Source organism: uncultured Dubosiella sp. (assembly GCF_964018005.1).
Taxonomy (GTDB): Bacteria; Bacillota_I; Bacilli_A; order Erysipelotrichales; family Erysipelotrichaceae; genus Dubosiella; species Dubosiella muris.
Genome location: NZ_CAXHOA010000025.1, coordinates 1 through 25,054 on the forward strand (window position 1 = coordinate 1; position 25,054 = coordinate 25,054).

At 48.2% G+C, this 25,054-nt stretch carries 24 protein-coding genes and 1 pseudogene; all 25 read left to right on the plus strand.

Going from position 1 to position 25,054, the window contains the following annotated elements:
* Nucleotides 1–376: 376 nt before the first annotated feature.
* Entirely contained in the window at nucleotides 377–847 is a 471-nt protein-coding gene (locus tag ABNS49_RS12485; protein WP_348688228.1) for a hypothetical protein, read from the plus strand.
* Nucleotides 844–2,400 carry a hypothetical protein gene (locus ABNS49_RS12490; RefSeq protein WP_348688229.1) on the plus strand — a complete coding sequence of 519 codons (1,557 nt, stop codon included), beginning with the start codon at nucleotides 844–846 and terminating at the stop codon, nucleotides 2,398–2,400. Before ABNS49_RS12485 ends, ABNS49_RS12490 begins: the two co-directional genes overlap by 4 nt.
* 12 nt (nucleotides 2,401–2,412) lie before the next feature.
* Nucleotides 2,413–3,825, plus strand: coding sequence for a hypothetical protein (locus ABNS49_RS12495; RefSeq protein ID WP_348688230.1), 1,413 nt, complete (start codon nucleotides 2,413–2,415; stop codon nucleotides 3,823–3,825).
* A gap of 9 nt (nucleotides 3,826–3,834) precedes the next feature.
* Nucleotides 3,835–4,386, plus strand: coding sequence for a hypothetical protein (locus ABNS49_RS12500; RefSeq protein WP_348688231.1), 552 nt, complete (start codon nucleotides 3,835–3,837; stop codon nucleotides 4,384–4,386).
* Between the two features lie 11 nt (nucleotides 4,387–4,397).
* Nucleotides 4,398–4,841, plus strand: a complete 444-nt coding sequence (locus ABNS49_RS12505) for a hypothetical protein (protein ID WP_348688232.1) — start codon at nucleotides 4,398–4,400, stop codon at nucleotides 4,839–4,841.
* The gene (locus tag ABNS49_RS12510; protein WP_288341692.1) at nucleotides 4,828–5,169 is read left to right on the plus strand and encodes a hypothetical protein; all 342 of its coding nucleotides are present in this window, start codon (nucleotides 4,828–4,830) and stop codon (nucleotides 5,167–5,169) included. The genes ABNS49_RS12505 and ABNS49_RS12510 overlap by 14 nt, the downstream gene beginning before the upstream one ends.
* Entirely contained in the window at nucleotides 5,162–6,142 is a 981-nt protein-coding gene (locus ABNS49_RS12515; protein ID WP_348688233.1) for a hypothetical protein, read from the plus strand. Before ABNS49_RS12510 ends, ABNS49_RS12515 begins: the two co-directional genes overlap by 8 nt.
* A gap of 12 nt (nucleotides 6,143–6,154) precedes the next feature.
* On the plus strand, nucleotides 6,155–7,300 hold the full coding sequence (locus tag ABNS49_RS12520) for a hypothetical protein (RefSeq protein WP_288341696.1): 1,146 nt from the start codon (nucleotides 6,155–6,157) through the stop codon (nucleotides 7,298–7,300).
* Nucleotides 7,301–8,002 carry a hypothetical protein gene (locus ABNS49_RS12525; RefSeq protein WP_348688234.1) on the plus strand — a complete coding sequence of 234 codons (702 nt, stop codon included), beginning with the start codon at nucleotides 7,301–7,303 and terminating at the stop codon, nucleotides 8,000–8,002.
* On the plus strand, nucleotides 7,999–8,238 hold the full coding sequence (locus tag ABNS49_RS12530; protein WP_305084673.1) for a hypothetical protein: 240 nt from the start codon (nucleotides 7,999–8,001) through the stop codon (nucleotides 8,236–8,238). The genes ABNS49_RS12525 and ABNS49_RS12530 overlap by 4 nt, the downstream gene beginning before the upstream one ends.
* 43 nt (nucleotides 8,239–8,281) lie before the next feature.
* Nucleotides 8,282–8,623, plus strand: a complete 342-nt coding sequence (locus ABNS49_RS12535; protein WP_288341699.1) for a hypothetical protein — start codon at nucleotides 8,282–8,284, stop codon at nucleotides 8,621–8,623.
* 8 nt (nucleotides 8,624–8,631) lie between these two features.
* Nucleotides 8,632–8,775 (plus strand): hypothetical protein, encoded by a 144-nt coding sequence (locus ABNS49_RS12540; RefSeq protein WP_288341701.1) that lies wholly within the window; start codon nucleotides 8,632–8,634, stop codon nucleotides 8,773–8,775.
* Nucleotides 8,776–8,777: 2 nt separating this feature from the next.
* On the plus strand, nucleotides 8,778–10,196 hold the full coding sequence (locus tag ABNS49_RS12545) for a hypothetical protein (RefSeq protein WP_348688235.1): 1,419 nt from the start codon (nucleotides 8,778–8,780) through the stop codon (nucleotides 10,194–10,196).
* A 30-nt stretch (nucleotides 10,197–10,226) separates the two neighbouring features.
* On the plus strand, nucleotides 10,227–10,928 hold the full coding sequence (locus ABNS49_RS12550; protein WP_288341705.1) for a hypothetical protein: 702 nt from the start codon (nucleotides 10,227–10,229) through the stop codon (nucleotides 10,926–10,928).
* The gene (locus ABNS49_RS12555; RefSeq protein ID WP_288341707.1) at nucleotides 10,928–11,218 is read left to right on the plus strand and encodes a hypothetical protein; all 291 of its coding nucleotides are present in this window, start codon (nucleotides 10,928–10,930) and stop codon (nucleotides 11,216–11,218) included. The genes ABNS49_RS12550 and ABNS49_RS12555 overlap by 1 nt, the downstream gene beginning before the upstream one ends.
* Entirely contained in the window at nucleotides 11,208–16,010 is a 4,803-nt protein-coding gene (locus tag ABNS49_RS12560; RefSeq protein ID WP_348688236.1) for a tape measure protein, read from the plus strand. The genes ABNS49_RS12555 and ABNS49_RS12560 overlap by 11 nt, the downstream gene beginning before the upstream one ends.
* A complete protein-coding gene (locus ABNS49_RS12565) occupies nucleotides 16,007–17,086 on the plus strand; it encodes a hypothetical protein (protein WP_348688237.1) in 1,080 nt (359 codons plus the stop codon). Before ABNS49_RS12560 ends, ABNS49_RS12565 begins: the two co-directional genes overlap by 4 nt.
* Nucleotides 17,087–17,094: 8 nt before the next feature.
* The gene (locus ABNS49_RS12570; RefSeq protein WP_288341712.1) at nucleotides 17,095–17,928 is read left to right on the plus strand and encodes a hypothetical protein; all 834 of its coding nucleotides are present in this window, start codon (nucleotides 17,095–17,097) and stop codon (nucleotides 17,926–17,928) included.
* A gap of 8 nt (nucleotides 17,929–17,936) precedes the next feature.
* Nucleotides 17,937–18,614, plus strand: coding sequence for a hypothetical protein (locus ABNS49_RS12575; protein ID WP_288341713.1), 678 nt, complete (start codon nucleotides 17,937–17,939; stop codon nucleotides 18,612–18,614).
* The gene (locus tag ABNS49_RS12580; RefSeq protein WP_348688238.1) at nucleotides 18,614–19,330 is read left to right on the plus strand and encodes a hypothetical protein; all 717 of its coding nucleotides are present in this window, start codon (nucleotides 18,614–18,616) and stop codon (nucleotides 19,328–19,330) included. The genes ABNS49_RS12575 and ABNS49_RS12580 overlap by 1 nt, the downstream gene beginning before the upstream one ends.
* Entirely contained in the window at nucleotides 19,331–21,100 is a 1,770-nt protein-coding gene (locus ABNS49_RS12585) for a hypothetical protein (protein ID WP_348688239.1), read from the plus strand.
* On the plus strand, nucleotides 21,078–21,611 hold the full coding sequence (locus ABNS49_RS12590) for a hypothetical protein (RefSeq protein ID WP_288341719.1): 534 nt from the start codon (nucleotides 21,078–21,080) through the stop codon (nucleotides 21,609–21,611). Before ABNS49_RS12585 ends, ABNS49_RS12590 begins: the two co-directional genes overlap by 23 nt.
* Nucleotides 21,612–21,615: 4 nt before the next feature.
* Nucleotides 21,616–21,786, plus strand: coding sequence for a hypothetical protein (locus ABNS49_RS12595; protein WP_289642003.1), 171 nt, complete (start codon nucleotides 21,616–21,618; stop codon nucleotides 21,784–21,786).
* A 1-nt stretch (nucleotide 21,787) separates the two neighbouring features.
* Nucleotides 21,788–22,309 carry a hypothetical protein gene (locus ABNS49_RS12600; RefSeq protein ID WP_348688240.1) on the plus strand — a complete coding sequence of 174 codons (522 nt, stop codon included), beginning with the start codon at nucleotides 21,788–21,790 and terminating at the stop codon, nucleotides 22,307–22,309.
* Nucleotides 22,260–25,054, plus strand: a pseudogene (locus ABNS49_RS12605) (hypothetical protein); the annotation flags it as partial. The gene ABNS49_RS12600 and the pseudogene ABNS49_RS12605, both read left to right, overlap by 50 nt.

The following is a 25,054-nucleotide window of genomic DNA, read 5'->3' on the forward strand; positions in this document are numbered from 1 at the left end:
ATTTCAACTATTATTTAATAAGAAACAATTTATTTGATTGTTTCTTTTTTTATTGATATAGAAATATATATTCTGACATCATTTACATCTAAATAATTTAATTGTTTATAAAAAGCATTCCCACGCTCGTTTTCAAAAACGCAACAGCTTTTCACGCGGGGCGGGCCACTAACACCCAAATCCGCTAAACTCCCATTTTTTACCCCAGACCACCCCGGTTTTTCAAAAAAAATCTCCCAAAAGCAAAAAAATCGAAACTCGTTTTCACCACACCACACAAAAACGTTCATATATAAAAGACAAAAATTAATATTTGTCTGCAATATAAATACCCAGCACAGAAAATATGTGATAACATGGGCATAGGAGGCGAAAAATGGGAAGTAAAAAAATATTGAAGAGAGAACTCGTTCGCGCATTTTTTCTTGAATATTACCAAAACGGCCATAACGGTGCGAAGGCTTATATGGAGGTTGTACCCACTGCCTCATACAATACGGCAAAAGTCACTGCGAGCAAGTGGCTAAAGCAATACCCGGAAATGATCGACCAGATCGTACGGGAAATCGAGTTTGCTACAAAAAATGCGGTGATCTCGGTAGCGGACCGGAAAATATGGCTAAGTGACGTCGTATTGCAACGAAATCCGGGTGTGAGGTGCGGCATGAAAGAAAGGATCGCCGCTTTAAAAGAGCTGAACAAGATGGATGGCATCGGGGACGACAACGCAAGTGTAAGCGTTACGATTTCTCCGGAACAGCAAAAGGAAGCTTATAAGGAACTTCTAGACAATCAATTTGGTGCCATCGACGCTGAATATAAGGAAAAGGAAGATGGAGCTTCATGAGTCCGCAGGAACGTGTAATAGCGCTTTTGAACAAAGCGGCGCCGAAAGAAAAACTCAAAAAATGGGTGATGGGCTACGTTCCGGAGCACTACAAGCGAATTTCTATTTCCATGACCGAAGCGGTTAGGTTTGCCAAAATCGGGCAGTCCGAGGCGAAAGTCTACTTTGGAACAGACCTTTTCTTCACGCAGGCCGTACTTTTCGGCGCTGTAGCGAGCGGCGATTATGACACGTTCATCGTCGTTACTTCGTCGCAATACGGAAAGTCATGGCTTTGCGGTCAGATCGCGATATGGCTTGCTGATAAAGGCAAAGAAGTACACGTGGCCGGCGGGAATGACGCGGCGTCGGACATCATCATGGGAAAGGTCATCAACCATTTGCAGACGGTTCATCCAAGCGTCAAAAACAAGCTGGTCGGCGATGTCGGAAAACTCGAAAAGCTGCAAACCGCTACATCGAAAGAGAAGATCGCGATGCGTGGCGGCGGATTTATCGACAAGGTTTCCCTCGGCGCTTCGATCAGCAACAACAATGCCAAACTCTATAACAAAGCAGTTGGCCGAGGCGGTACCTACATCGTTGACGAGGCCGGATTGATTCCGGAAGACAACTACGCCGAGATGGGGCGCCGTGAATTTAGTTCAGTTGATGGAAAATCCGAGATCATGTTTCAGATTTCGAACCCTCACCAGAAAGGCGCTTTTTACGACAAGCTCGTTTCTGACGTTGTCCCAGCTCGCACATTGATTATCTGGATGGATGTAAGGACAGCGTTCGAGGAAGGGCGCATTCGCAGCATCGAACAGGTCGAAAATTCCGACTTTTTCGCTAACAACTCAACGTGCCAGCGATATTTGCTATGCGAGCTGGCATCTGAAAACGACAATTCGATGTTTCCGGAAATTCCGGTCGATGATTCGCCGATTCAGCGCGGGAATAAGTACTATTTCGGCATTGATGCGGCGTACCGGGGCAAGGACACGATCAAATTGAGTGTCGTAGCCCTTACAAAAGAAGGAACGATTCGGATTTTGGCGGTCGAAAACATCAACAAAGGTCAAAAATGGATCCTTGGCCAAACGTCAAAATACGTCTTGGCCCAGATCAAAGACGTGATCCGCAAGATTCGGCCGCGATACATCAGTGTCGACATCGGATTCGGTGCTTACATCGCTGAAAATCTCGCCGGAAACGGAACCTATCGCGTCGAAGGCGTCAATTTCGGCGCCGGAACGAACAAAGAACGCGTGAAAAAACGACATTACAGCGCCAAGTATGGCGATAACATGCGCGCTGAAATGCATCTTGACTTTCAGGATCTTTTGCAAAAGGGGAAAGTCACATGCACTTCACAAGTAAAAGAAAAAATCAAAGAAGAAATGGAAGCTGTGACAACGATTTCCAGATCCAACGGAAAAACCGGGATCATATCGAAAGACCAGGTCAAGGCGATCATCGGGCACTCTCCGGATGACCTTGATTCAGTGCTTTTGGGGATCCACAGCGCCATTGCAGATACATTGACGGATGCATACGGCATCTATTCGTAAAAAGGAGGCCACATGTCGAAAAGACGAAAGAAAAAATACCAAAAATACAAGCTGGCCTCGCAATACCAGCCCAATCAGGCGATCGCAAAGCCGATCCAGCTCGCCCCAGGCGTGACGGATTACAGCTTTTTGAACGATATGATCGAATGCAGCGGATGTGGAAGTCCTTTTCTTCCTCGAGCCAGAGGAATGTCGGATGATGACTTGATCGAGTTATACTTGAACAATTTGCCAACACTCCCTTATGTACTCGATCAGTTGCTAAACTTCATTTTCTCCAACGGCCTGACGACGGGCGACGAAAATTTGGATGAAACGGTGCTCAAACCGTTCCTTTTCTCGCACAACATCAAAGGCGTTACGAACTATTCCGCTTTGCGAGAAGGAATACGTGAGGCGATGATCTGGGGAAAATGCGGATTGCGCTGGCTGTCGAAGGAAGACGGGCTGATTTGCATGCCTTACAAGCAATATACCTCCGTCATTGCGCCGGATCAAAAGTACCTTGGGTTTGACCGGGTCGTGTTCTATGTAGCGTCGACAAAACCGGATCAACCGGTTTCAGTCGGCCCTGACCCGGTGAAATTCGACGAGCAGGAGTTTTTGCAAAACGGCCGCCTTGTCAGCAAAGACGGAAGTCTTTTCGTTATCTTAACGGATGACCTTACGAACCTTCGAAATGACACGACCAAGGAAAACGGCATGTCGCGGCTGCTAAAAGACCGGCAGCGCTTGTATTTGATCGAGCAGGTCTATGAACGATTAAACTACGACATACGCTACGACGGACCAGGTCGATTGATCTTTTGGACGAAAGATCAATTTATGAGCGGCGAGGTTGAAATGGGCGCCGGAGAGATATTGAACCAGTCATCCGAGGCCATCCAAACGCGAAAAGACAAAGCAAAGCGAGAGGTCGAAGAGCTGTTGGAACAAATCAAAGGATCCAGCTCCGACAACATCATCGCGATCTCGTCGATGTTTGAAAAAATGGACCATCTGCCGCGTGTCACCAAAGCGACTGAATTTTTGGATTACCTGACGATGAAGGAAGGTTCCATCATCGCGCAATGCTTCGGGATCGTGCCGGAACTCATTGGACTCGGCGATGTGTCGGGAAACGTTTCGATGGAGAAAATCATCGACAACGCCATGACGAACACGATCGTGCCGATGCGGGAAGCATTCGCAACGCAGCTAAGCCCGATGCTATCGAAAAAACTTGGACTACCGAAAATCTACTTCGATAAGTACGAATTGAAGCAATTCCTCGACAAATCGGCGCAGGCTTACAAGATGGCGTTGACGCTCAACCAGGTAGTCGGCGGCGTTACGAACGGAATGGAACAACTCGATCCAACGGAACTTAGCGCAATGCAAGCGTTGATTCCGATGATTTGTAAATCAATGGAGCAATTCATATAGGAGGAAACAATGAATATTATTCAAGAAATTATCTCGGCGGAAAAACCCAAGCCTTTCGCCACGATCAACGGAAAAGGAGTCTATACCTTTTACGACGCGAACCTTGTCAATCAGCAAGCCTTGGCCGAGCAGAAACTGAACGGACGGGAATTTGACATGGGCGGCCGCGATTTTCGACCGAATGGCATGGGAATCCGGCGCATTCGTGCCGATGTCGTCGCAATGAATCCGAACACGTGGTTTTCTAACCGAGTCCATAAAGTCGAAGTCTTGGACGAGGAAGGGAAAGTCAAAGAAACGATGTACGAGGTCGTGAACGACTATCGCGCCATCAAAGAGCAAAACACCGGGAACGTCTACTGTAAACACCTCACCTGCTGGGTTATCGGTAAACATACCAACGGCGGCGTGACGTGCAAAGGATCAAGGACGATCTCGGACGACGAATTTGTCAAAGACTTTACAGACGAATTGGATTTGGAATCGGCAATGAAAGCGGCTTTAGCTATCGACCGTTATCAGAAGAAAACCGGAACGAATCAGATTCAACTGAAATTTTAAGGAGAAAAATCATGATTAAACGATCTTACGAAGTCACCATCAACATGCAGGCCGGGAATCCGATCACATTGACCGGAAAAACCGCCGAAAATTTCTGGGTCATGTGGCAAAACTACAAGCGCGGCAATGATATTCCGGCCGGATTCGACATTTCCACGCCGACAACCGACGGAAAGAGCTTTACCGTACAGTCCATCCTTTTCAAAAACGTTGTAAGCGTGGACCGTTCGGCTATTACAGCAACCGAAGTCGACGCCGTCGTGCCGGAGCCGATCAAAGACTGCTCGCCAGACCCGAACCCGATCTATGACACTAAAACGTTCAAGACCGAGGCGGAACGCCAAGAGTATTTGAAATCCAAAGGCACTGTCGAAGATTTGACGCCAAAACCAGGTGGCGACGATCAAAAGAATGATCAGGAAGACAAGGGAACAGAAGAGAATGGGACGGCCTAAGAAAAAAGCAGCCGCCAAGTCTTTCCGGCTCGTTCCCGTCATCACAACTTCCCAGACGATCGGGATCCGGGAAATCGTGAAAATCAACGGCATGGAACGCTCGAAATATCGCTGGATCCGTATTCAGCCGGGAAAATTGTACGACTTTTTGTCGGACGAGGCGATGAAAGACATCCTCGGTCATACGACCAAGGTTCCGTTCCGGCCCGAATTTGAACAGGCGTTAAAAGATGAAGGAATCGAATACGAAAAAATCTTTTGCCCGTCGTGCGGCGGCAAAATTAAAACACTATCTTTCAAGACTTGCGAGGTGGTCGAAGATGCCTAAACCGACGATCTTTAGTCTTTTTGGCAAGGACCAGGATAAGAGGAAGAAGTCAAAAAAAGAGATCGACTCGATTTTGACTTTATCACAGTCTCCGGATGAAAACGAAAACTACACAGATCAGCGGGTACGGCTATTGGACGAGGGCGCGATCATGCGCAGCGACGGGAGCATCCGCTTCTATATCACCAAAGGTGCGATCCAGGAGTTTTACGACAAGCTGGATAGCAAATATGTCGGGTATATCTCTCTGGCGCACGCCGATCTGTTCGCGATGCCTTTGAGTCTTGGATATTGGACAAAAGACGATCTCCACTTGGAGACGAGCGAAGATGGACGGACGCACCTTGACGTTGACCTGCATTTGAACAAAGACATGAATATTGTCAAGGACATCCTGTCACAGGACATTGATTTGGCGGTCAGCGCCGACCTGAAATGCAAATACAACTGGGAATTGTCCATGAAATTGAACACGCCGATCGTGGATCACATCGGCATGGACGGATTTGCTGTCGTCGGTAATCCCGGCAATGCGGCAAGCGGCGGCATCAGACTAAGCGAAGGAGAAACTATGAAACTCGAAGATTTTAAAAACAAAATGGGCGAAGTCGATACGAAATTGGCGGAAGCGAAACCCAAAGAAGAAGAAAAACAAGAAGAAAAAACGGAAGAGTTGAGCGCCGAAGCGCAAGCAATGCTTGACGAGATTTTCGAAAAGTACGAAAAACTGGCCCAAGACTATACACAGGCGCTCGAAAAGATCACGGCGCTTGAATCCAAGGTCGAAGAACTCTCTGCAAAACCTGACGATAAACCGGAAGAAAAAGCAGATGATAAGCCGAAAGAAAAACTGAACGAAAATCCGACAACGGAAGAAGCGATCAGACTTTTCCTCGATAGCATGGGAACGATGGCATCGAAAGGTGTGCAGGAAAAAACGGATGCGCAACCGGATCCCATCTGGGGCGTCTAAGGAGGACAAAATATGTTGAATGTACAAACAAACGTTTTGGATCAGATCGCGGCCGACGGCATTCAATTCCAGCAACTGGCAGCCGTCGGAAGCGTTGTTGAGCCAAGCGACTTTTCCAATAATAGATTGGTAAATAAGCTGCAAACGGAGTTTCCGCTTGTAAACTGGTTGCTCAATACGCAAGCGTCGAAAGAGCAAAAAGCGCGATTCAGCCGTGATTTGCTGGACAAGGACGAGAACGGAAAATGGAAATTGAAATACCCGTACAACGTATGGACCACCCCGCCGACGGATACAACTGGTGAATGCTGCTGGGTTCCTTTTGAACTCGATGCCTCGGGTGGAACGGTACCAATTTATTTGCTGTGCTTGAAGTATTGCGAGCAGCTTTTGGATGGATTTATGAAGGATCTTCGTAAATTTGGATCAAACGATTTGACGAACTACTTCCAGCGTGAAGGGGAAACAGTAGCGCAGGCGCAGGAACGAATGAATCGCATTTCGATGGCTTTCTTTACAGCGCATAACGTGATTCTTGGTACCGAAGATACACAAACACCGACTTTGAAGCCTTTTCACGGACTTGTACAAGTCCTTGAAGACAAATCGGTATTGAAGATATCCGGTGCACAGATTATTCCAGCCTTTGATTCGCTGTGGTGTCGAATGGTTGTTCAGGATAACGATGACTTCGTTTTCTGGGCGCACCCGCTAACGATTGAAGCTATCAAACGCGAAGTAGTACCAGGAAAAGACGGCAAACTGCCGGAAGGATGGTCGCGAAGTGGTGAGAACATTTTCTTCCACGGTCACGGTTTCTACGCCGACAAGGACGTTTCGCTGGATGAAACGGCAGGCACCGGCGAAGTTTGGATGCTTTCGGGGAAAGTTCTCGGACTTTGGCTGCTTACATCGTTGGCTCCGGGCTTGAAGTATATCCGTGAAACATTTGCGCATAACGATAAACCAGCCGACGGATGTGCTGGCGGATGCAAATACTACTACAACGCTGGTACCGTATGGTGCAGCGATCCAAACAAACTGGCAGTTATCACAGACGTTCCGATTGGCGCAAACTGCATTGGATCTGTGCTTGACGGACTGGATGGATTGGTCATCCCGACCACGTTGGTACCGCCGACCGAAGTCGAGGCCTAGATGCTGTATCAGGAACTTTACGACCAAATCCAAGGCTATTGCTCCTGCACGGGTGAGATTAACGAGTGTGAGGTCGAAAAGTATCTCTCACAGCTCGTAGACTACGTTTCAGCCATGACGTGCTGGAAACGAAAGACGTGTGAAACCTTCCTCTCGAGCGAAAGAGAGGAAGTGTTCTCGCCGTCGTATGTGAAGGATTGCGGATGCGATCATGGCATGACCGTGATTCCGTTTTATTACACCCATGTTTTCGAGCCGACAATCGAGGTAACGATCCAGTTGCGCGACGGCGTGCATTTTTGCGAGGTACTCGTTGAACCGGACGACTACTCTTTCGACGTGTACGAAAACGAGCTGTATATCAACTTGTCAAAGTATCTTGGATTAGTTGGCGGCCAGTGCGATTGTACGAAGATGCATCGCGTCATCGTGCGCTATATCGCTGGCTACGACCGGATTCCCGATTGTATTCTGCCGATCTTTTGCGACCTGATGAATTACATCGTGGAACTCAATTCGTGCGACTGCGATCGCTGTACAGAGTGTGAAAGCGGGTCGGAGGAACAAGAGATTCCAGACGATGAAAATCAGCAGTTGATCCATTCGTGGATCCAGCAGGCTGTCACGACGGTGTACATCAATCAGCTTGGACTCATGAGCCTTTGCGGAAAGAAGCACGGCTTCTTAGGAGTGGTAGTGTGAGAGTTAAATTTTTGGGAAGAAGAAAAACGGTTTCCCGTGGCGGATGCTCAAGATGTGGGCATCGACAGGTCACTTCTTCCAGATATATGTACGTCGACCGTATTTTCACGCCGAATGGTATGAAAACGTTTGTTGTCGACCATGTGTACGATGTTTCCCAGAACGAAGGAAACTTCCTTTTGGGATTGACATATATGGATGGCGGCCAGGAAAAACATTGTTTTGAGGTCGCTTGAATATCAAATAAATGAGATCGTCGGGAAACAATTTGAAGAAATTGTGAACCAGGTCGAAGAAACGATCCGCGAAGAAGCGCCGGAATTGAAGTCGAAAGATCCGCGTCTTGCCGATAAAAAAGGGGCGCTGAAAAAGTCGATCACGAAAGAAAAGAAAAGCGATAAACGGTATCTCGTTGGCGTCGACGGCGACAAGCTGAAATCAATGACGGGTACCGACTATTCGCCTTACGTCGCAAAAGGCACAAAGCCGCACACGATCGAGGCGAAAGGGAAGGCTTTGAAATTCATGAGTGGCGGCGGATATGCCTACGCAAAAAAAGTCCGTCATCCAGGCACGAAGGCGAATGATTTCATCGGCCGGGCGATCAAGAAATTAAAATAGGAGGCCTTATGGCAAGAAAAAAAGTCGAAAAAGTAAGTGCAAACGATAAAGAAGCGTTCATTGCTCGCAAACTGCGGGCAATCAACGGGAAAGACGACGCGAAGGCGCAAGCCCGCGCTGAACGTATCATCCGGCGCAATCAAGGAGCATAGATATGAGCAAATGTAAAAATAAAAATGTAATTGATTTTATCAAACAAAATAAAATCGAACCCGAGAAAACCAATGTCGTCCTGACAGTCATGAAAGACATTGACGCGTGCGCCAAGATCACGACGCGGCGATACTTCGATGAAGTCGGTACTTTGCCGATTTATCGCTCCACAGCGATCCCAGAAGACTTGATCAACATCTGCGAGTCGACTGGATGTAAAAACACAGGAACGCTGTTTATCACAACCGATGATACGGCAGACACCGTGACAGAAGGCGAAACGCAGACATACACGCACGAGGCCGGCGCGAAATTCACGTGCTATAGCGACGCGACCGAATATCTTGCCGGTGTGCTTTTCTTCTATATCTTCATCGGAAAAGAAGGAACATACACCATCAATACGACGATTTCGGACGCAGCCGACACGGTACAGAAAAACGCGGATCAATACACGCAGACTGTACACGCCGAGCGCACTGGATATTTCCCGATTACGATCGACCTGGCTCACATGCCGGAAAAAACGATTGGGGAAGGATGGACGGCAACCACGAATGGTGTTGTCGCAAAGATTGCTATTTCCACGACGAACACCGAAGAGGATTCGATGCAGGTCGGAATCAGCTCGATTTCCTTCTTCGACGATCTCAAAGATCTTGAGGCCGGAGAGGTTGTTATCTTGTCCTGCGTTTCCGGAATTTCCGGCGACGACACTTTCGAGCCTTTGGAAGAGTCGTGCGGCGCGGCGCTGATTGATCCAAACTCGGTGGATTTGTCGCGTGAGATCACGGCATCGCGATGGACGCCAAACGTAAATGCATTGAACCCGGCCGTTGAGGAAACGGGGGAAGCGGATTCGTCGACTTTTGTCACGACTGTGAAAACAGTCGAAGCCGATCCGGATAACGAGGACTACGGCGTGATCCACTTGAGCAACTTCTACGTGGATGAATGCGGCGGCGTATATGCATCGGTGAAGGGAATGTGCAATGTAACGGATTCGGTGATGTCGCGAATTTACGGGCCGAACCTCGTCGATTTGGATGAACGGCAGTTCCAAGTCATCAACTCGAAACGAAATCCAGATGTGAAGATCATCGGCACAAAGATCTATTTCAACAAGGAATTGATTGGACAAGACATCGTGCTTGGGTACCCAGCGAACCAGCGTGTGATCGAATATACCTTCTCGAAAGAAACGATCAACACGAAGCGGGTTAAGCTCGAGTACGAACACGAAGATTCGGACGGATGGACGACGGCGTACGAGTTCCGCAACTTCTTGATTACGTCTTTCCCAAGAAGCATTTCGGCGACAGATACGGAATTTACGTTCAGCGGCGCACCACAACCAGACAAAGACGGTAACTACTACCGGATGAAAAAATATAACAAACAAGGGGAGACTGTGCTTTAGCACTCCCCTTTAATTAAAGAAGGAGAATGTATGAATAAGGTATTCACACCAGAACAACTGCAGGATCTTGGCAAAAAAATCGAAGCGGCCGAAGACGATCAGACGCCATACGCGATTTATGCGGGCGACGTCGATGGAGTAAGTGTAGTCGGGGATTCATCGGGATCCTATCCGCTCAAAAAGCTCGATTTCGTCGCAAAATTTCGATTCTACAAAAACAAATGGATCGAGAAATTTGGTGAAATCCCAGAAGATGCCGAAGTCACGGGAAACTTCGTCATGGTGTCCGTCAAATATGGCGATATTTCTATCACGCCACGCAACGACGCAATCTTGATGGCCCAGATCATCGACTTCTTCGGATACTTCGAGCAGGAACGTGAACTCGTGCTGAAACACGAAGAAGAGGTAAAGAAGATCAGTGAGGAAGCAGGCGTTGAGTTTATCAAGACGGAAACAGGATATACAACAAAGTTTCCTCAAAAAGATACAGAAAGTATCGCTAAAGCGAATATAATTTATAACCAATATCTCAAAGATGCCCTCGTTTTGTATGCGAATTTGAGTGATTCCGCGCAAATTGCGCTGTACAACTTCGTCGGCGTACTGCTGAATATCCCAGACGACATGCTGCCGAATTTGACGGCGTTCTCCGTTTTGGGAATTCTGGCGGCTACGATCCAGAAATATCCTGAATTTTTCAACGAGACTGACGCCGTTTTTGGAGTTTGATGGATTCGAAGGAAGGGCCGGAGAAGAAGCCTACGTATGATGCCAAACTCGGCGTCTATCCGGCGATGGTGCACTACGTCGCCAAAACGCTAAAGATCGACCCAAACGAGATTTTTGATAAATGGAGCGTCCCGCAACTCGTCATCACGTATGGAGTGTACATGAATCAGGAATCATATCGGATCCATCAAGAAATCAAATCTTTAAATCAAGGGGCGAAGAAAAAACAAAAAGTCCCTGAAATGTATGCTGTGAAATTTATATCGAAGGAGCAAATCAATGATCAATGAAATTGCAGTAGAGGTGAAACTAAACGATGAAGACGCGAAAAAGCGAGCAAAAGAGCTGGATCGTATTTTAAAAGACCTCGAAAAAAACAAAATCAAATTGAGTGCCGAAGTTGATAAACTCCCACAGCTTCAAGCGCAGCTGCAAAAACTAAAAAAAGAGCGGGACGAATTGAATCGGCAAAAAATCAAGATTGAAGCCGATATGCCGGATATGCGTTTGCTGTCGGCCAATCTTGACTTAATTAAAAGCAAAATCCAAGCACTACAAAACGAGAAAATCCGCATCCAGACGGAAATGAAGATCGTCGACGACCTGAATGCGAATAAATTGAACATCGAGAAGCAGATCCAGGCTTTGAAAGAGGCTAGAACACAAATCAGAGACGCCCTCGATGAAGGAACGATCTCTGGCGACGATGACATCGAGGAAGCACGAAACAAAATCCGAAGCATCGGCATCGAGATCGAAAAGCTTTCGAATAAGAAAAACGAAATCAATCTGCAAATCAAAGACGTCAAAACCCTGCAAAGCCGGATCAAAGAAATCGACGCCGAAATGAAGAAGCTGAACGCGCAAAAGGCGGAAATCGAAGTGAAGATTCGTGATGGTGAGAAAGCTAAAAAAGACTTGGATGCGATTGATAAGAAAGCGGAAAAAATTGACAACAAGACAGTGGACTTGGAAGCCAAGATCGAAGGCGGCGAGAAGGCGAAAAACGAACTGAACCTGCTCGAAAAAGAAGCGAAGGATTTGAACAATGAGAAAATCTTGCTACACGCCAAGATCCAGGACTACGACAAGGTCAAATCGCAGATTGCAAATCTTAAAACGGCGATGGGTAGCCTTGGCAAAGATTTGTCGTCTTTTGGTAAAGGAATGCGCACTTTCCTTGGAAATAACGGTAACAATCCGATCGGAAAATTTGCAACCTTCCTGACGCAGGGTGTCGCCTACGGCTCGATGTACCGATTGACGAGCAATGCAATGAACATGGTGAGCGATTCATTTTCGGCCGGTATCAATCGCTTTGATACGATCAATGCAGGTACTCGAACGCTGAAAGCTCTCGGATTCGAAGGGAACACGGTAGACAAGAGCTTGGCAACCCTGCAAGACAATATTCTTGGCTTGCCTACGACATTGGACCAGGCGATCGGCGAGGTCACGAAGATTTCAGCCGTCACGAATGACTTGCCGTATGCCGTAAGAGCGTATGATGCCCTGAATAACTCAATCCTGGCTTTTGGAGGCGATGCCGAAAAATCAAAAAGAGCAATCAATCAGGTGTCACAGTCGCTAGGTAAGGGATTGATTGACGCCCAAACTTATAATTCACTTCTGGATAATAATATGACACCTGCTTTAAAGATGGTTGCCGGAATGTTTGGATATAGCGGTGAAGAATTAGGAAAATTCAAATCAGCATTGGGCGAAGGTGAAATATCAGCCAAACAATTTTTAGATGCATTAATCAAAGTTAACGAAGAAGGAGTTAATGGTGCAGAATCAATGAAAAGCATCGCCAAAGGAAATGCTTTGCTTTCGATTAACGCAGGTATGGATGTTGCTAGAGCGCGTATGGCGGCGGGTTGGCAGTCAGCGATCGGGGACATCAACGAGGCGCTTTCATCGCTCGGATACGGGACCATTCCTGAAATCCTTTCCAATATTGGTGATTTCGGAAAAGAAAAAATCATCAGCATCGGAACGTGGGTGAAAGAAAACAAAGATAAAGTCGCCGATGGGCTAGATTTTATCGGAGAGAAGATAGAGTGGTTCAAAAATGAATTGAGCGAGCTTGACGTTAAATCTTTTGGCACAGGACTAATGGATGTGGCAGGCGGCATCACAAGCGTTGTGATCCCGGCGTTCAAGGGCCTTTACGAAGTGACAAAAGGATTTGCGACATTCGTTGGCGGCGGCGACACATCCAAAGGATACGGACGCTTGTTGGCCGGATACTTTGCAACATCGTACGGCCTGCAATTTTTCGGCCGGGGACTGTCAGGAATCTTTAGTTTTGTGGACAAGGCGAATAAATACAAGAAGGGGTTCGGAAAAGATGGTCTTATGGGGCTGCTGGGGTCGCTTTTCGGAAACGGCGGCGGCAACGCGAAAGATATTGGGAACGCTGGACAGTCTATCACAAGCATTTCAAATGCCGTAAGTGGACTGGACCGATTGAAAAACTCGCTCGGAAACTTCGACGTCGGGGGATTCTTGAATAAGGCATCAAACCTTCTTTTGTTGGCTGGTGTTGCGGGCGACATTATCGTTTTCGCGGAAGCAATGAAACGTGTTGATGCGGCGATGCCGGAAGATCAAAAAGGATGGGAAAGTCTGACGATCAAACTCATGGGGCTTGCGGGAATTATGACAGGATTTACGGCATTTACAGGCGTAGTCGGTGCGATTTCGAGCATGAATGTCGTGGATGGAAAAATCAAAAAAGGTGCGGCTTCTCTCGCTCTCGTGGCTGGTGATCTAATTATAATTGCCGAAGCGATGAAGCAAATTGACGCAAAAGTACCAGACAATCTTGAGGGACTTCCTGAAAAATTAGGGTACATGGCGATTGTCATCGGTTCTTTCTCTGCGGTAGCCGGAGCTTTGGGTCATTTTACGGCTGTTACGGCCGCCATCTTAATAGGTGGATTGGCACTTGATGGAATCATCGGAGAAATTGTGCTTTTCACGGAAGGTTTTTCGGCGATCGCTCATAATCTCGATAAGATCAATCAATACGAAACCATTGATTCTGCTGCTTTTATCGAAAAGACGGAAGCCGTAAAAGCATGTTTGGATGCGATCGGAAGTGATTTCTGGGAAATCATTGGACGTGGAATGGGATCAGCATTTGACGCTTCGTATTATGCAGATTTGAGAAACTCAACGGATTCACTCGTAAAGATTATGCAGTCTTTCGATAAAATCCAAACAATCAATTTCTCGGCAGATAACGTAGTAAACAAAGTAAAAGGCGTCAAAGATATGATGAACGAAATCAAAGGAATTTCGATGCCAACGTTGCAGATCACGCCGCAGACAGCGGAGAACTTAGCCAATACGCTTCAAAATCTTTCGAAAATGGCGACGGAGTGTAAGAAGCTGAATGACGTCGATCTGGATTTCGACTCGGCGAAGATTAGCAACGCCGTCACTCGTCTTAGCATCGTCGCGGATGCATTCAAAGATGTGACATTCCCGGATGGAAAAGCAAATTTCAAAGCCGAAGACGCCGAAAATATGCTCAAAACGTTCCAGGCCCTGTCGCAAGTCGTCGAACCGATGAACAAATTCAACGAGTCGATGAAAGACTTTGATGGGCAGTTGACCTATAACAAAGTCGAAAAACTCGGAACGTTGCTTGGAAAAATAAACGCGGATTACATCGCCTACGATTTCAAGGCTTTCCCGAAGAACGAAGACGTGACGAATGTTTTGGAGGGTATAAAAACCTTCTCAGAGATTTCGACAGCAATCAACGACTTCTCCAAAGCGTCTGAAAGCTATAACACGATTGACGGCGACGTGCTGATGTCGAAAGTCGTTAATTTCTTTGAGACTTTCACGGATTACGATCTGGAAAGCAAGATCAACACGTTCAACAAGCAATCGAAGAATTTCACATCCGTTAAAACCGGAATCACAAATTTTGTGGCGATGGTTGACGAGATTGCTAAGCTCAACGGCAAGACAGTCGACGTCGAAAACCTAAAAACCGTCGTGAAGGGAATGAATGGCTTCTTCGAAGCCTTGAACGGCGATAAAGGCGATTCATTCAAACTCGATAACGGTGTGATTGAGAAGATCAATATCGCGGAAGATGCGATGAGCGCATTGAAAACAATGTTTGATTCGCTTCAGACTGTGTCGAATACCTCGATCAACTGGGAGACACTCGGGACGGGAGATGGCGGACTTATCAATCAGGTAAACCTTTTCTTACAGGATGTCGCGTCGCTAAACGCTGGTGATGCGAAAACGGCGATCTCCAACGTGCAATCCGTCCTTGATCAGCTCAATCAGATGCTGACAACGATGCAGGGCATGAGCGATCAATTCACGGAAACCGGTAAAAACTGGGGATTGGCGCTTTGGGAAGGATTCGAAGGAGTCGACCTGAAAGGAAAAATGCTGGATTACGTCAACACCATTATTCAAAGGCTGAATTCCGAATCGGCGCGATTCAGAACTATTGGATCCAACTGGGGAAAGGCGCTTGATACAGGATTCCGCGAGGCAGTTTCTAACACAGGCGGTAATGTGGCGGCGAAAGTCGCAAGCGGTCTGGAAGGGGCTTCTTCATCCATTTCGGCTGCTGGATCATCTCTTGGTGGCGCATTTGCTTCTGCCTTCAATACAGCAGCGGCCAATATCAATGTACCGAACGCACCGGGTGAAGCAGCAGCGCAAGGGCCAAACAAAGATGGATCGGCTGGCTATACAGTTAAAGTCAAAGAGCATAAGGCCAAAGGCGGCGTCATTGATTGGCGGCCATCGGGTACCGATACGGTCCCGGCCATGCTGACACCGGGTGAATTTGTCATCAAGAAGCGCGCAGTGGATCATACTGGCCTGCGTATTTTGGATCGCATCAATCAGATGGATTTGAAAGGCGCTTATCATGCGATGCAGGCGAGATTCGGTGAATCGCACTCGATCACAAATAACCAGTACATCACGAACAACTATACGACGAACGACAACCGAAAAGTGGAAATCAATGAATCGCATAGTCGTCGGTCGCAGCAGATTCGCGCGAATAGATTCTTGAGAGGTATGCGATGAAATGTAGAGAAAACAACCCAGTAAGGCAATATCTCCAATACAACGACATCGTCATTGCAAGCGCCGAGGAATTGACCTCGGCCTCCCTGCAATGGGATACGAAGATTGATACGCAGGAATACTCTTTCGGGCATGGAAGCTATCTACCGCTGAAAGAAGATCAGCTATTTTTGACGGAGCAGGAACTTTCCTTGTCGCTGAATATAGACTATCGACTTTTCCCGCGCGACAACCGGCGCTTTATCAATGATTTTTTGAATTTGAATCTTATTAAGCCGGGGAAAATCTGGGCGATCCAGGACGGCGTCTTGCTATGGGCGTATGCCTATTTGAAATCGGGCGGCGAGGAATACGACAAGTACATCGGGTTCCTATCGAAAGATGTCGATTTCATTCTTCCGGAAGGATATTGGCACATCGCGAAGAAGCGGCGAACCTTTCTTCTCCCGTACGACTCCTGCGACGTCGTGGAATGCTACGATTTCCGAGATGTCGACGATTGCTTGTCGTGCTGTGTCACGTGCTCGTCTGGGCCTGAAAATACGTGTACGACGTGTTTCTGCGACTGCGGCGACGCCGTGGAGGAAAATTCGCTGTGCGGTATGAGTCAGGAGGAATTGGATAATTTCGCCCAATGCGGGAAGTCGTACAAAATCATCTACGATTGCCGCGCCGGCCGGAAGATATTCGGCGAGAATGACTGGGGGACCAAGATCAGCAAAGACTACATCGACTCGGCGGTCATCGCCGGCCGGGTATATTCCAATACGATCCTAAATACTGATGGCGTGGACGTCGTTTTGCAAGGGACTTTCCAAGACCCAAAAATCACGATCAATGACATTTCGATCACAATCAAGGGCGACTACGACGGATGGATCAAGATTCGGCCGGACGGCAGCGCGTATTATACCGAGGATTTGTGCTGCGAGTTTGAGCCAATCGACATGGATAAGATCATCTACCATCAGAAAAAGTACTTCCGTGTCCACTGCGGAGAGAATCGAATCATCGTCGAAAACTCATGCTGCGGCGACGCCAGCATCTATATCGACATCGACGAAATCAAACCATAGGAGGATATATGGCAAGCAAAGATATTTGTACCGTGTGCCGTGAATTGATGGAAAACAACACGGACTTTTACGAAAACGGAGTGACGACGGCCGTATGTGACTCCTTGAAAAGAAACAAGGGTCTGAACGGGAAGTCGAACAACTGCAAAGACCTTGATCTGATAAATGACTGCTTGAATTGGGGCCATCTGGAAAAGATTGGCGCTTATTCGGAATGCGAGTGGAAGGAATACACCGGGGAGATGCTCCAAAATCTTGCGACGATGAATGATGCCTTGATTTGCGCCGTGTGCGGCCTACAGGATCAAATCAATGCCTTGGCGCTCCAAAATATCAGCGTCGAGGCCCGACCGCAAATCTTACAAACTATGCAGGGACTGAACCTTTCCATCGACCGACAAGGAAACTGGAAATACGACTGGGTCGATTGGGTTGCCGAAGGCACGCAGGAATATGGCCGCGGCTCGATCACGGGCAAAGTCAATTTTTGTATGGTACCTAGCGACGGAAAAGTGGCGACGTGGCGCATCAGCTCGGTGTACATCGAGAAATGCGTATACACCTTTAAATCTCATGATGGAACCGTCAGCGAACCAAGCGTGATCCTGCGCGTCCCGAACTCTTCCGGCTCGATCGTGTATCAGAAAAACAATATGCACGCCTCGTTTACCGACGTGATCGACAAGACGATCAACTACTCACAGGAAGGTAGCCTGTCTCCCGGACAGTCGACAGATTGGATCACATTCGCGGATTTCGTAGGAGACTGGGTCATCGACACCCACTGTATTTTGCAGGTTCGCTTTAGCAATAAAAACGTGTCGGCGATCCCGACATGCTAGGAGGTCATATGGCAGAGAAATACAAAGATCCATGCGCCGCTTGCGAAGACTTGAAAGTGTACGCTCATGACTTTCTAGTCCACGGCGTGACAGATGACGTCGCAAATGGATTTTACAACAATACTGGATTCATCAAAAACGACAAGCGAAAAAACTGCGAGGATTTGCAGAACGCCAATGACTGCTTGATCTTTGGCGAAAATGAGAAAGCCTCTATGTACAATCAGTGCGATTGGCAGGAAGCCTACGCCACGATCACAAACAACGCTGGAATTATGTACGAGCTTTTGATCCACTCCGACTGTGGGCAATGGGATCAAATCGAAGCCTTATGGAAAGCGTTAAATGGCGGCCTTGACGCGCTGTGGAAAGAAATTGAAAAGCTGAATCAGCGCTGCGATACATTGACGACGACCATCAACAACTTAAGAAGCTATGTCGACGGTCAAGATAACAAAATCAGCGCCAAAGTATCAAATATTGAGGATGCGCTCATGAAGATTCTTGTCAATCTTCAAGAGTCCGGCGCATGGCAGCCAGATGGCACGACAATGAACGGAAACTTCGTCGCTGGACGTCACATTGCGGCCGGAAACATCAACGTATTTGGCGGAACGCCGGATGGAAACTCGTTCATCCGTACGTCGAATAATGCTACCGAAAATGATCTGGCCGGAGGCGTTTAATGGCTTGGGCGGATTTCTGGGGCGCGTACAACAACACTGGGCCATACAATAACGTCGTTTTGGGCGGCAGTCCCAATTCGACCGGCCCGTATGGCGCGCCGCTGGACACAGCACACGCGGCCGGATTTGGCCGGGGGATCCATTTCAGCGATGACGGCAATTACGGCGTTACGTTTCAACTCGATCTTGTACCGTATGCCGTGACCGACGCTGGCGCATATCGTCCGAATCAGGCCTACGTGCCATTCGGAGGAAACTATCGGTACCGCTTGGTCGTTTCGACGTCAAACAATGATCAAGCGAGTTGGAATGAGATTTATAACCAGTTTATCTTTTCGCACCCGGATACGTGGTCGATGATCTACAAAGCCGGATGGGACGTGACGGCGCGCGCCTCACAGTGGACGCAGTTTTTCCAACTTCCGAAGGACACGACGCACGTAAAGATCGAGCTGATGGGTGAAGAGGCGACCTTCCCGCATCAAAACATTTACTCCATCCAGCAGATCATTCCAGATTTCAGACCGTGGGCCGTACGGAAAAACGGGCGCTTCTTGTCATGTGATCGCGCAACCGGGTTTTTCAAAAAACGTAGCGGTGGTCAGTGGAAAGACGTGCCAAAGTACGCCGTCGATCAAGCCGGAAAAGACAACGCCGGAACGTCGCGGATTCGCAAAGGCGGGAAGTGGAAGGGACAGTCGAAAGTAGGTGAGTAGATGCTTTTCGAAGTATTGGACGCCGGGCGCGTCATTAAACGATTTACGAAGATACTGAATACAGTCGATTTTGAAATCGAATTAATGGACATGCCGCAGGCTTCCATCACCTTGCCGATCTCGTACATCCAGTATTTGTCCGGCCGGAAAGAAATTCGCATCACCTTTGAAAATGGCTTGATCTTTCGCGGCGCCGTGCAATCCGTAGAAGCGGATACAGTACAAGGGACCATCGACGTGTCTTTTGTCCATATCTTTCACGAGTGGGAATACCGGCAGGTCCCTACGAACTACGCGATCAAGGACACGACCATCAAAGACATGTACGACGACGAGGACATCCGATATGGGAAAGAGTGGGATATGCGATTTGACCAGGCGGCAAGCGAGGAAAACGTCGATTATGTCTACTCTCGCCAAAACAAACTGGAAGCACTGACGCAGACCGTAGAGCATACAGAGGACTTGTGGTGGCGCATCAATATTTCGGCGGACAAAGTTGTGGAAATCGGAAAGTTTGGCGATAGCAAGCCTTACAGAGTGTCTGTCATGCGGTCTGGTCCGCAAAACATACAAATCATCGAAGAACCGAAAATCAACGAGGATTTTTCCAACGTTGTCAACATCGCGACGGTATACGGCAACAAGTCGGACAACGGAATGTCAGCATTGAGCCTGCGGGAGGTTTTCGAAGACGAGGAATTGCAGGATCCGAAGTTTCCAGTCGTGATATTGCGCACCGGTATCAACAACGAACGCGACTATCAGAACTACCAGGATTTCCCGGAATTAGGACCGAACAACGATACAGAGTATTCAGTCATCGACACGGAATCTGTGGCGATGGAATCAGGAATATACATTGAAGACACGTTTGCGTTTGAAGATTTAAGTCCTTTCTCGCTGGAAGATGACACGTCGGAAAACGGTACCGTCGACACCGAGATCGTGCTAAGCGGCGTATGGAGTCCCCATGAGTTTTTCAATCAATGGAACGGCAAGTCGATTGATATTGATGGCGTGGCTGGCGCGCAATGCGTGGATCTTTGGAAGATGTGTTTGAAAACGGTCGGTTATCCGAACCCGACGCGTCCGATTGGCGGCGATGGCTATGCTGAATGGATCTGGTACAACCGGGATGTTTTAGGATACGGCGCATACTTCGACTATATCACGCCGGGAAATCAGCAATACGGCGACTTCGCTGTATGGAGCAAAGGCGGCGATACGCCGTACTCCCACGTCGCGATGTACGTCGGTGGATCGTCTTTCTTGGGCCAGAATCAACCTTACCCGCATTGCAACGTGGCGAATATCGGGATGGGCAATATCCTCGGGTATCTCCGAGTTAAGAAAGAGTTGTGGAAGGATGAAAAAGAAGTTGTTTCCGATACAGTCAATGGAAATAATGGTTCGAAGCCAATCACAAACGAGGATCGCATCGAGGCGGCCAAGGTAGCCTATAAAACGGCGGTCAAAAAACTAATCAATTCGCGTCGTGTATATCAAGTCGAAGTGACGACGACGGCGATTCCGGCTGATGTGAATGTCGGCGATAAAATCCGGCTCGACTATGACTTTGACGAATATCAGCTCGGATCATGTTCGAATTACATGAAAAAGCTCATTGCTTTGGATGATTGGTGGTATATCACTAAACTCAGCCGGAGCTGGGATCGCAACGGCGTCGAGATCGGAACTTTGACGCTGGAAAAATTCTTGCGAATTGACAGGGAGGTACAGGAACGTGCAGATACAGAAAGCGATTGATATTCTATCGTACAACGTGTCAAACGTACGAAAAGTGCAGCGGCGCGACACCTTACAGCGCCGGTACCATACCGTCGATTTCTACGGATACGAATTTACCCGAAACGGCAATCAATCCAATCCAGCCGTCGTCGGTATCTCTATATCGCAGGATTTAGTCTATTACGAACGCTTCGAATTTAAACTCATTGTCCAGCCAATTCCCGTGGCAACCGAGGACGGGATCACCTTGGTACCGTCGAATCCTGCCAATATGAAAGTCACGATCGAGGGCGTCGACTTGACACCGTATTTCAAAGCGCAGTACGACGGGCACTGGATCAATGGAAACGGCACGTACCCGAACGCCGGGACAGCAAACTATGACGTCTTGCAAGCGTGCGGCCTGCTAAGCGAAGAGGAGCGCCAGAAAGTCTTGAGTGCCGGCTATAAGAAAGTCGTAATCACGGCCGATGGGCCTTTTCAGGTGACGCTCGTAAACTACTTGAAATACAGCCACGTAGCGAGGTAACGGGATGAAATACGAAGAAAAACTAAATCGGATGGCCAATCATATCGCATCCCATCCGCACGACTACCAGACGTCCATTTCCTTTTTGAAATTGCGATCCAAAGCGATCGTGCAGGAGCGAAAGAACAGAAAATTGGAAGACTGGAAAAAGGTACAAAAATACAAGGAGACATAATATGAAAAACGAAAACGCGTCAAACGGTATCGCCGAAGAAATGATTCGGACATTCGTACAACTCGGATGTTGCGAACTTCATGTCAAAACGACGATCGAGAAAAAGGTTTCCGAGCTTGAAAACGGGATGGTACCCGAGGACAACGTGCAGGACTTCATGAAAGACATCGAAGACTTGCGAAAAGATTTGATCGAGTATGCGCAGCTACGGCGAGAAACCATGCTTTCCTTGTATGAAATGTACCCGGCTGGGAACAAAGAATATTGGTGTCTTGTCAAACATCTTGGGCTGGCGATGTACACGGCATTCGAGTCGTGGCAGGCCAGCGAGGACGACGAAAACCTTTTCTATATATACCAGCAGGCGAACAAACTTTTCGTGAAAGCGATGTCGAAGTTCCTCGGTGTCACGATCACGGAATGCGCGTCTTGCTTTAGTGACATTCTGAAAGCTGAAAGCGAGGTGAAAGACGATGGCAGCACTTCCGATTTGCGCGAAACCACAAATAAAGATTCCGATTGAAGAGTGTGAATACTGGCTCGTTCCAGTCAATGATGTGAATGAAATCAGCAATCCGAACCGGAATACGGCCTGGATCACGCCGGACGGACAATTCTATGTGTATGACGGCCGCGATATTGTCCACGTGAACGATCATTCTGATTTGAAAATCAAATGGGGGAATATCACAGGCGACATCATCGAGCAGGAAGACCTTCGCGTGCTTTTGACAAAGTACGTGAAGGGAATCAAGCTGAATGGCGCGCCGGTGGCAATGGACAAAAATCAGGAAATCGACTTGATCGTGCCAACGGAGATCCGGGAAAATGGCGAAAAACTGCCAATGACCAACGGGATCGTCGACGTGAAAGTCCCGATCTTATCGGTAAAAAAAAATGGCGTTCCACTGACTATTTATCCCGATCGAAGTGTAAACATTGATCTAAGCGAATATGCCTTGTCGACGTCGATTCCTTCGAAGGTGTCAGAGCTTGAAAACGACGCTGGTTACCTGAATACCGCGCAGGTTCAAGCCTTGATTCCAACGAAGGTATCACAGCTTGCGAATGATGCAAACTATCAAAACGCCGCGCAGGTCGAAAGCAAGATTCTTTCGTATGGCTATCAGAACGAAGACCAAGTCCGCGACATCATCGTATCGTATGGTTATCAAACGCTGGCGCAGGTACAGGAGACTGTCGAATCCTACGGCTATCAGACCGCGCAGCAAGTGCGCACGATTGTCGAAGGTTATGGATACCTAAACACGGAGCAGGTTCAGGCACTGATTCCGAAAAACGTTTCGGCATTTACCAATGACGCGAACTATCAAAATGCGGATCAGGTAAAGACGAAAATCGAATCTTACGGCTATCAAAACGCATCGCAGGTCAACGATATTGTCACCTCGAAAGGGTATCAAACGGCGGATCAGGTAAAGGCTAAGATCGAATCCTACGGATACCAGAACGCCCAGCAGGTGCAAACAGCGATCGCTAACGCCGGGCATTTGAGGTATCAGAAAGTAACCGCCCTTCCGGCCACCGGTGAAACGAACGTCATCTATATGATCCCGAACACAAACACATCGGGAACGAACATTTATGACGAGTATATGTGGATTGACGGCAAGTGGGAGGTCATGGGAACCACGAAAGCCACGATGGACGGCTATTTGCCTTTGACTGGCGGCACACTGTCGGGAAATCTTACAGCGCCTAAATTCATCGGCGCACTACAGGGGAACGCTGATACTGCGACAAAGGCCGCGAAAGATTCGGCCGGTCAGCAAATCAACACCACGTATATCAAAGGATTGAGTGTAAGTGGTCGCACGATCACGTATACAAAAGGCGATGGAACGACGGGGACGATCACGACGCAGGACACAACCTACTCGCTTCCGGTTGCATCTGCGTCGGCTCGAGGTGGCGTAAAAATAGGTTACGCTCAAAATGGTAAAAACTATCCTGTACAGCTTAGCAACGAGCAGATGTACGTCAACGTCCCGTGGTCGGATACCAACACAACCTATTCAGTATTCGGTAAAGCGACTGCCGAAGCGAATGGATCGTCCGGCCTTGTCCCGGCACCAGCGAAAGGACAGCAAGGGCTTTATCTTCGCGGCGACGGTACATGGGCTACACCCGCAAATACTACATACGGACTCGCTACAACCTCCGCCAATGGGCTTTTGAAGCAGCTTAGCGGTAGCACATCGCAGTACATGCGCGGCGATGGAACATGGGCGACACCTCCAAACACGACATATGGCGCGGCAACTCAATCGGCGTCCGGCCTTATGAGTGCGGCGGACAAAAAGAAATTGGATGGAATCGCCAGTGGAGCAAACGCTTATTCTTTACCGCTGGCATCTGCGTCGGCTCGAGGCGGCGTGAAGATTGGCTATGCGGCGAACGGTAAAAACTACCCCGTGCAGCTTAGCAATGAGCAGATGTACGTCAATGTGCCTTGGACTGACACGAACACAACGTATGGTCTGGCATCGACATCAGCCGATGGCCTTTTGAGAAAACTTAGTGGCAATACAGGCCAGTACATGCGCGGCGATGGAACATGGGCGACGCCTCCGAACACGACGTATAGCGCTGGTGCGCAGCTGGCTTTGAGCGGCACAACATTCAAACTAGCCGATCGTTGCACCACGATCGCGGACTGGAACGCAGCGGTAACGAATGGTTTGTATATGGCGTATAACGCTTCAAATGCTCCGGACGCGAATACATCGTGGTTTGGTCGTGTGACCACGCATAACACGAATTACGTAATCCAAGAAATATTCAAATTCACCGCGAGCACTGATGCTTACGCTATTCCAAAAAGAATGCGTGCGAAAACGAACGGAAAATGGGGAGCATGGAAAGACGTTACAGTTTCGAAGGCTGTCCCATCGAACGCCGTATTCACGGATACGAACACCTGGAAAGCAAACAGTTCTACAAGCGAGGGATACGTCGCTTCGGGATCGGGACAAGCCAATAAGGTCTGGAAAACCGATGGAAGCGGAAACCCTGCATGGCGCGACGATGCCAATACAACTTACGCAGCAGCGACGCAATCGGCGGCAGGCCTTATGAGTGCGGCGGACAAAAAGAAGCTCGACTCCATGTGGCCTGTCGGTTCGATCTATCTGAATGTCAATGGTACGAACCCGGGAACGTTCCTGGGCGGTACGTGGCAGCAGTTTGGCCAAGGTCGGTGTTTAGTCGGTGTGGGTACCGGAAATGATGGTAGTAATAGTATGTC

What these genes read in the sequence shown, in the direction of transcription:
- ABNS49_RS12570 (WP_288341712.1), top strand. Translation starts at nt 17,095, where the DNA reads ATGGCAAGCAAAGATATTTGTACCGTGTGCCGTGAATTGATGGAAAAC.
- ABNS49_RS12545 (WP_348688235.1), top strand. Translation starts at nt 8,778, where the DNA reads ATGAGCAAATGTAAAAATAAAAATGTAATTGATTTTATCAAACAAAAT.
- ABNS49_RS12505 (WP_348688232.1), top strand. Translation starts at nt 4,398, where the DNA reads ATGATTAAACGATCTTACGAAGTCACCATCAACATGCAGGCCGGGAAT.
- ABNS49_RS12520 (WP_288341696.1), top strand. Translation starts at nt 6,155, where the DNA reads ATGTTGAATGTACAAACAAACGTTTTGGATCAGATCGCGGCCGACGGC.
- ABNS49_RS12495 (WP_348688230.1), top strand. Translation starts at nt 2,413, where the DNA reads ATGTCGAAAAGACGAAAGAAAAAATACCAAAAATACAAGCTGGCCTCG.
- ABNS49_RS12560 (WP_348688236.1), top strand. Translation starts at nt 11,208, where the DNA reads ATGATCAATGAAATTGCAGTAGAGGTGAAACTAAACGATGAAGACGCG.
- ABNS49_RS12485 (WP_348688228.1), top strand. Translation starts at nt 377, where the DNA reads ATGGGAAGTAAAAAAATATTGAAGAGAGAACTCGTTCGCGCATTTTTT.
- ABNS49_RS12595 (WP_289642003.1), top strand. Translation starts at nt 21,616, where the DNA reads ATGAAATACGAAGAAAAACTAAATCGGATGGCCAATCATATCGCATCC.
- ABNS49_RS12490 (WP_348688229.1), top strand. Translation starts at nt 844, where the DNA reads ATGAGTCCGCAGGAACGTGTAATAGCGCTTTTGAACAAAGCGGCGCCG.
- ABNS49_RS12585 (WP_348688239.1), top strand. Translation starts at nt 19,331, where the DNA reads ATGCTTTTCGAAGTATTGGACGCCGGGCGCGTCATTAAACGATTTACG.
- ABNS49_RS12540 (WP_288341701.1), top strand. Translation starts at nt 8,632, where the DNA reads ATGGCAAGAAAAAAAGTCGAAAAAGTAAGTGCAAACGATAAAGAAGCG.
- ABNS49_RS12555 (WP_288341707.1), top strand. Translation starts at nt 10,928, where the DNA reads ATGGATTCGAAGGAAGGGCCGGAGAAGAAGCCTACGTATGATGCCAAA.
- ABNS49_RS12525 (WP_348688234.1), top strand. Translation starts at nt 7,301, where the DNA reads ATGCTGTATCAGGAACTTTACGACCAAATCCAAGGCTATTGCTCCTGC.
- ABNS49_RS12510 (WP_288341692.1), top strand. Translation starts at nt 4,828, where the DNA reads ATGGGACGGCCTAAGAAAAAAGCAGCCGCCAAGTCTTTCCGGCTCGTT.
- ABNS49_RS12580 (WP_348688238.1), top strand. Translation starts at nt 18,614, where the DNA reads ATGGCTTGGGCGGATTTCTGGGGCGCGTACAACAACACTGGGCCATAC.
- ABNS49_RS12565 (WP_348688237.1), top strand. Translation starts at nt 16,007, where the DNA reads ATGAAATGTAGAGAAAACAACCCAGTAAGGCAATATCTCCAATACAAC.
- ABNS49_RS12600 (WP_348688240.1), top strand. Translation starts at nt 21,788, where the DNA reads ATGAAAAACGAAAACGCGTCAAACGGTATCGCCGAAGAAATGATTCGG.
- ABNS49_RS12515 (WP_348688233.1), top strand. Translation starts at nt 5,162, where the DNA reads ATGCCTAAACCGACGATCTTTAGTCTTTTTGGCAAGGACCAGGATAAG.
- ABNS49_RS12575 (WP_288341713.1), top strand. Translation starts at nt 17,937, where the DNA reads ATGGCAGAGAAATACAAAGATCCATGCGCCGCTTGCGAAGACTTGAAA.
- ABNS49_RS12550 (WP_288341705.1), top strand. Translation starts at nt 10,227, where the DNA reads ATGAATAAGGTATTCACACCAGAACAACTGCAGGATCTTGGCAAAAAA.
- ABNS49_RS12500 (WP_348688231.1), top strand. Translation starts at nt 3,835, where the DNA reads ATGAATATTATTCAAGAAATTATCTCGGCGGAAAAACCCAAGCCTTTC.